The following is a 6,662-nucleotide window of genomic DNA, read 5'->3' as shown; positions in this document are numbered from 1 at the left end:
AGATGGAGGCGTTTGCACAGGGTCCGGGGACCGAGCAGGCGCCAGGGGGACCGCATCCGACTGTTTGCTTACACCCCCGAAAAGCTTGGACAACGCCACAGTTCTCGAGCGCGACATACATCGTACCCGCTCGATCGAACGCGATGCCGGCCGGATTACAACTGACACTGCCATTGTGCCAGGTCAGCGTCGGCTTGGAACAAGCGCTGAACGGCGGTTTGAACTTGTAGACGGTGCCGCACGTACAATTAACGCAGCCCCCGCACGTGTCCGATGCCCAAAGGTCTCCTTTCGGGTCGAATGCGATCGAGAACCCATTGGTCGAATTCGGCAGCTTGAACGAGAACGCCGCCTGGCTCGACGCACCGATTGACGGCGTGAAAACGAAGATCGTTCCATGCACTCCGCCGTTGTTAGCGAAATCCGCTACGTACAGGCTGCCTGCGGAGTCGAAGGCTACGCCTCCCGGGTGGCCGAGCAATTTGCTGGGCGCGCCGAGCGAGAATGCCGGGGCCCCGTTGGGTTGGAGCGGAGCGTTGTAGACGTTCAACAGGTTTGCGGCGACGAGCAACGGTCGCCGGCCGTCCGCCGGCTGTCGCAGCGCGAGCGTATGGGCGTGGCGCTTGCCCGCCACGTGACGCTTGCCGGCCAGCGGATGCCGATGCACGGCAAACCCGCCGCCACAGTTGGGTCCAACCCTGCAAAAGACGGGTGAACAGCTGCACAAGCAGATGCAAAAAATGACATTGGGAGCATGATTCGCGTTCGTCACAAACGCGCGCGGCGCCGGCGGCGGCGGCAGCGCTATGTTCGGACTTCCCTTACAGCCCGCGAGCGCGACGAGCGCAACGGCTGCAACGACGATAAAACCAAGCCGACTGGGAATCATACAGATTCTCCTCAAGGTCCTCAAGGGTCTGGTCGAGCGTTCGTGCCCAAAAGCGGCGAATCCCTTGGAAAAGGAACCGCCCCCAGGATCCCGGCGGCGGTTCCTTGCTTACTCAAGCCAGCAGCGACTGGTCAGCGACCGAACGCGATACCATAGGGATTGTCGATGCTTGTGGTCAGGACGAAGATCGGTGCGCTGCTCGAGCTGTATGGTGGGATGTAGACCGCGATGCCGCCCCGGTTCGCTCCCGTGTCGCTCACGAAGGGGGCGAAGAGATTGTTGTTCTGGTCGATCACCGCGAAGGCACCGCCCACGAGATGGTTGGGCGCCGTGAACTGGAATTTCGGCCCCGTACCTGAGGTGCCGAATGGCGGGGTCACGACGCTGACGATGCCGTTCTCCTTGTAGCTGACGAACATGCGCTGGGAGGTGTCAAACGTGATGCCCGTCGGCGTGCTGCAGCATCCAAATCCACACGTGCACGGGAAAACGCAGACGCTCGCGTTGGGCGCCGGCGGATTAATCGGTACGCAACTCGTGCCGTTGATCTGGCAGCTGCGCCACACGAGAACGTTGTCGGAAATGCCATCCCCGACATACAGCGCGCCAGAGCGATCGAAGGCGAGTCCCGTCGGTCTGATGCAGGCGGCGCAGCCGCACCAAGTCAGACTCGGGGTCGAGCAGGCGTTGAAAGGCGGGTTGAACCGCACGATTCTTTCCCTGAGTTCATCGGTGGCCCACAGGCGCCCCTGCGAGTCGAACGCGATGGCAAAGGCGTTTCGCGCATTGGGCACCGTGAACGAAAACGCCGCCACGCTTGTCGCGGTGATGGGAGGATGGTAGACGAAAATCGTCCCGAAAACTCCCGAACCGTTGTTGTTGAAATCGATCACGTACATGTTGCCGGCCGAATCGAACGCGATGCCTCCGGGGCGTCCCAGCAGTCCGCTTGGGCGACCCAACATGAAAGTCGGGGCACCACTCGGATTGAGCGGCGTGCTGTACACGTTGAGCAAGTTGACGGCGAGAGTCATCGGTATTCTGAGCGCGGTCATGTGCACACCGTGATGCGGGTGCCCCAGCGCATGCCTTCGCGCCAGCGGGTGCCGATGCTTGGCTAGTCCTCCGCAACAGTTGCTGCACACAACGATGCAGCCGATCGTGCAGCCGCAGATACAGAAGGTCACGCTCAGCGGCGTGTGCGAATTGGTTACGAACGCGCGCGGCGCGGGCGGCGGCGGAAGCGCGATATTCGGGCTGCCCTTGCAGCCCGCGAGTCCTATGATTACGACGATGATGCAAAGGACGCGGATCGTGCTAGCCATTGTGGGCCTCCAATTGCGAAACATCCAAATCTCCTAAGACAGAAGCAAGCCGACTCCCGAAAGGGCGGACGGTCCCTGCGCTCCCGTTTCCGCTCGCGCTACCGCGGTGCCTCCCAGCTTAGAAGAGCGCCAGCGGGTCGCCGCGAACCGCCAGGCCTTGGATCCATACACGGTCGCCATCGCCGGCGGGGGTGTCGCCGGCCTCTCAGCGGCAATCTTTTTGGCAAGGGCCGGCGTGCCCGTGGCGGTGTTCGACCGCTCCGAGTCCAGCCTGCACCGCGTTTCCAAAGTGAACAACTACCTGGGATTTCCCGATGGCGTCGGCGGACCTGATCTGCTGAGGCTTGGTCGTGTTCAAGCCGTGCACTTCGGAGCAGAGGTGCTGGATGAAGACGTCCGCTCTGTTGCACCGCGTCAAGGCGGCGGATTCGACGTTGTGACCGGCGCGCGCACGCTGCACGCTGAGAATCTCATCCTCGCTTCAAACAAGCGGACCGATCTCGCGACCTCGCTCGGCATCCCGCTCGGCGGACACGGCGGACGTTTTGTTTCGGTCGACGGCGACGGCCAGACGTCGGTTCCCGGCTGCTATGCCGTGGGCCGGATAACGGGCCTGCCGAGCCAGGCGATCATCTCGGCCGGGGACGGCGCCAGAGTCGCGATCGCCATCATCCAAGAAATTCGCGGCGGCTATTATGTCGATCACGATACTTAAACACCGTTCGGCGCTGTTTCGCGCTTTCGGCTTGACGGTCGCCGCCGCGTTGCTTGCGCTCGCGGCGTTCGCCGCCTACGCCGTGCGCTCGCCGCTGCCGAAGACCGATGGCACGCTGCGCGTCGGCGGCTTGCGCGCCGAGGTGGTCATCCGTCGTGACGAACGCGGGATCCCGCACATCTCGGCGCGCTCGGACTACGATGCCTACTTCGCGGAGGGCTTTGCGTGCGCGCAAGATCGGCTCTGGCAGATGGACACGCTGCGACGCCGGGCTGAGGGCACGCTTTCCGAAATCGTCGGACCGGTCACGGTCGAGCTCGATCGCTACGTGCAAACGCTCGGTTTGGCGGCGTCCTCGCGCGCAGACTATGCGCGCTTGGGACCGCGCGCTCGCGCGCTGCTCGTCGCGTATGCCGCCGGCGTCAACGCGGCCGCGCTGACGCATCCGCTGCCCCTCGAGTTCCGGCTGCTCGGCTATCGCCCCGCGCCGTGGAGCCCGATCGACAGCATCGCCGTCGGCAAACTCATGGCGCAGCGCCTCGACGATCAATGGTACATCCCCAAACTTCGAGCGGCGCTGCGCGAGCGGCTTGGCGACGCGGCTGCCGATGCGCTCACGGACGAGCAGGTGCCCGCGCTGGAGGAATACATCCCCGGGTTTGGGCCGGGTAAGGCGGCAAAGATTCCGAACTTCGTTCGGAACGCTACATTTTCCGGAGCTAAAGCTCCGGCACTACAAGCGCTCGCGTCGTTTTCGGGTGAAGATTTTTGGCGAGAGCCGGACGCCGGCTCGAACAACTGGGTAGTAGGACCGGGCCGCACCACGACCGGCAAACCGGTGCTGTCCAACGACACGCATCTCGCACACTCGCTGCCGAGCACGTGGTGGATCGCGCAAGTCCAAGCACCGGGGCTCGACGTCGAAGGCTTCACGATTCCCGGCGTGCCCGGCATCGTGGTGGGCCACAACGAGCGCATCGCGTTCGGCGTCACCAGCTCGGTGGAGAACGTTCAGGATCTCTTCGTCGAGCGCTTCCGCTCGGCGACGTCCGACGAATACTTTAGCAACGGCAGGTGGCGCAAGGCGGAACATCGCGTCGAACGCATCGCGATCAAGGGCCGCCCGGCAGTCGACTTGGACGTGCTGGTGACGCGCCATGGCCCGATCGTAGAGCGCGACGGCTCGCGCGCGCTGGCGCTTTCGTGGACGATTCTTCAAAACGGCGGCGAGAGCGACACGGTGGATCGGCTCGATCGTGCCTCCAACTGGCGGGAATTTCGGGCAGCGCTTTCCCATTGGGTCGGCCCGAACCTCAATTTCGGCTACGCGGACGTCGACGGCCACATCGGATATCAGGACGCCGGAGCGGTGCCGGTGCGCGCGAGCGGCGTCGGGTTTTATCCGGTGGAGGGTCAGGACGATCGGTTCGCGTGGCGCGGCTACGTGCCGTTTGAAAAGCTTCCAAACACTATCGATCCGCCGGGCGGCGTTGTGGCGACGGCCAACCAGCAGTTGGCGGCGGGAGCATTCGGACAGACGCTCTCGACCTTTTGGGAATCGCCGTACCGCGTGCACCGGATCGTCGAACTGCTGCGCGGCGCGCCGCGCATGAGCCCGCTGCAAGTCGGCGCGGTGCAGTCGGACGTCTACGATCGCGCGCGTGCCCGGCTCGCGCTCGAAACGGCGCGCTTGCTGTCGGCGTCGAGCGACCCGGCGCTGCGCCGCGTCGGCGCTCAATTGCAGGCGTGGGATGGGCGCGTGACGGCGACCTCTCGAGCGCCGACCTTCCTTTATGAACAAGAACGTTGGCTGACAGACGACCTGCTGGCCGGCAAACTGTCCAGCGGCACGTTCGAGACCTATACGAAGTACTTTCACGCGATCATCGTGCTCGAGCGGGCGCTCGACGGTGATCGGCGATTGGCCAAGGCCGGGATCACGCGGGAGAGCGTGCGAAGCGCGCTGGTGCGGGCAGCCGCGAAGGCGGCTCACACGCTGCACGCCGACGGTTCGCGCGGCATCGAGGCGCTTCAGGCTTGGGGCGAGCGCAACGCGGCTCGTTACGATCACCCGCTCGCGCAGTCGTGGCTGCTCAACCTCGTGCTCAGCGCGCGTCCGCAAGCACAGCCCGGCGACGTGTTCGCGGTCTACGCTGGCCGCCCGGCCTTCGGACCGTCACAACGGCTGGTCGTGGACTTGGCGAACTGGGATGATTCGTCCATGCTGCTCACGCTCGGGGAGTCAGGCCACTTCAGCGACGAGCACTATCTCGACCAACTGGCCGACTTCACGGCCGTGCGCTGGGCGCCGACCCCATTCACGCCGCATGCCGTAGCGGCGGCGACGCAGCACACCCTTCACCTCTTGCCGCCATAACATGTCAGAGAAGTTTGATGAGGTCGACCATCACGACGGGCTCGCCGCGAGCGACATCGGGTTCTTCGCGATCGATGTCATAGCCGAGGCCCTCGAAATACTGGATGACGGCGTCTGCTTTTATCGCCTGCACGAACACCGCCGTGCGCTCTTCGGCGCGCGCGCGCGCCTCGACGGCGGCGACCAACGCCGCACCGATCCCGCGCTTTCGAAATCGCTCTCGCACCGCGAGCCGCACGAGCCAGAACACTTCACCCTGGCGCGCGAACAGCGCCACCCCTGCGTCGGCGCCACCCGCGGTCGCGACGAACGCGCCGCCATGCTCACCGCGCAAGAACTGGACGAGATCGTCCAGCGAGCTTGGGGCTCCGGACGACAGTTGCCCCGCATCCGCCACGATATCGTAGATCGTCGCCGCGTCGCCGTCCTTCGCGAGGCGCAATCGCGCATCGGTCATAAGCGGCTCAATTCTTCGTGAGCGGGCGGATTGCCGTCATCGGCGCAGGGACGATGGGCAACGGCATCGCGCACAGCCTCGCGCTTGGCGGTTACGACGTGACGCTCATCGACGCCGCGCAGGAGGCGTTGGATCGCGCTATGGCCCGCGTCGAGGCGGATCTGCAGGCAGGCGTGAAGCGCGCAAAGATCACGCAAGCGCACGCCGAGCAGGCGCGCGCCCGCATCTCCGGAGCGCTTGAGGCATCCGCCGCGCGGGGGGCGTTTCTCGCGATTGAGGCCGTGCCGGAAGACATGGCTTTGAAGCATCGCGTATTCCGCGAACTCGATGCCGCGTGCGCTCCAGACGCGGTTCTCGCCACGAACACGTCTTCGATGTCCATCACCGAGATCGCCTCGGCCGTGAAGGATCCGTCGCGCGTCATCGGCATGCATTATTTCAATCCTGCGCACATCATGAAGCTGGTCGAGATCGTCAAGGGGTTGGAGACCTCGGAGCGCGCGATCGAGGTCGCGCGGGCGGTGGCGGCGCAGTCCGGCAAAGAAACGGTGCTGATCAACGAGGCGCCCGGTTTCGTCACCACGCGCATCAACGCGCTCATCGGCAACGAGGCGTTCTACATGTTGATGGAAGGCGTCGCGTCAGCGCGCGATATCGACAAAGCCCTTAAGCTCGGCCTCAACCATCCGATGGGGCCGTTCGAAATGGTGGATCTCGTCGGCCTTGACACTCGGCTCAAGATACTGCAGCATCTGCATGCCACGCTGGGTGAGAAGTACCGCCCGTGTCCGCTCATGGAGGAGTTCGTCCGCGCCGGCAGGCTTGGCCGCAAAAGCGGCCGCGGCGTCTACGACTACGAATAGTGTAGTGCAAACCTGATGTAGTGCCGGGGCTTTAGC

At 64.5% G+C, this 6,662-nt stretch carries 6 protein-coding genes; 3 read left to right on the top strand and 3 right to left on the bottom strand.

Annotated elements, in window-relative coordinates; translation table 11 throughout:
* Both VN934_02750 and VN934_02745 read right to left on the bottom strand, forming a co-directional pair.
* The coding region (locus tag VN934_02750; GenBank protein ID HXM17710.1) for a hypothetical protein at positions 1–889 on the bottom strand (889 nt) is incomplete at its 3' end.
* A 131-nt stretch (positions 890–1,020) separates the two neighbouring features.
* Complete coding sequence (locus VN934_02745) at positions 1,021–2,214, bottom strand: hypothetical protein (GenBank protein HXM17709.1); 1,194 nt, start codon at positions 2,212–2,214, stop codon at positions 1,021–1,023.
* A 106-nt stretch (positions 2,215–2,320) separates the two neighbouring features.
* Here VN934_02745 and VN934_02740 point away from each other — a divergent pair, with 106 nt between their 5' ends.
* Both VN934_02740 and VN934_02735 read left to right on the top strand, forming a co-directional pair.
* Complete coding sequence (locus VN934_02740) at positions 2,321–2,929, top strand: FAD-dependent monooxygenase (protein ID HXM17708.1); 609 nt, start codon at positions 2,321–2,323, stop codon at positions 2,927–2,929.
* Positions 2,910–5,306 (top strand): penicillin acylase family protein, encoded by a 2,397-nt coding sequence (locus VN934_02735; GenBank protein ID HXM17707.1) that lies wholly within the window; start codon positions 2,910–2,912, stop codon positions 5,304–5,306. The genes VN934_02740 and VN934_02735 overlap by 20 nt, the downstream gene beginning before the upstream one ends.
* 4 nt (positions 5,307–5,310) lie before the next feature.
* Here the strand turns inward: VN934_02735 and VN934_02730 are convergent, their stop codons facing one another.
* Positions 5,311–5,763, bottom strand: coding sequence for a GNAT family N-acetyltransferase (locus VN934_02730; GenBank protein HXM17706.1), 453 nt, complete (start codon positions 5,761–5,763; stop codon positions 5,311–5,313).
* Positions 5,764–5,780: 17 nt separating this feature from the next.
* Between VN934_02730 and VN934_02725 the strand changes: the two genes are divergently transcribed.
* Positions 5,781–6,626: a 3-hydroxyacyl-CoA dehydrogenase NAD-binding domain-containing protein gene (locus tag VN934_02725; protein ID HXM17705.1), complete on the top strand. Its 846-nt coding sequence runs from the start codon at positions 5,781–5,783 to the stop codon at positions 6,624–6,626.
* Positions 6,627–6,662: the final 36 nt, after the last annotated feature.

This window comes from Candidatus Tumulicola sp., from assembly GCA_035601835.1.
In the GTDB taxonomy this organism is placed as follows: Bacteria; Vulcanimicrobiota; Vulcanimicrobiia; order Eremiobacterales; family Eremiobacteraceae; genus DATNNM01.
Note: the sequence above shows the minus strand (reverse complement) of the source record. Positions and strands in the feature narration are given on the sequence as shown.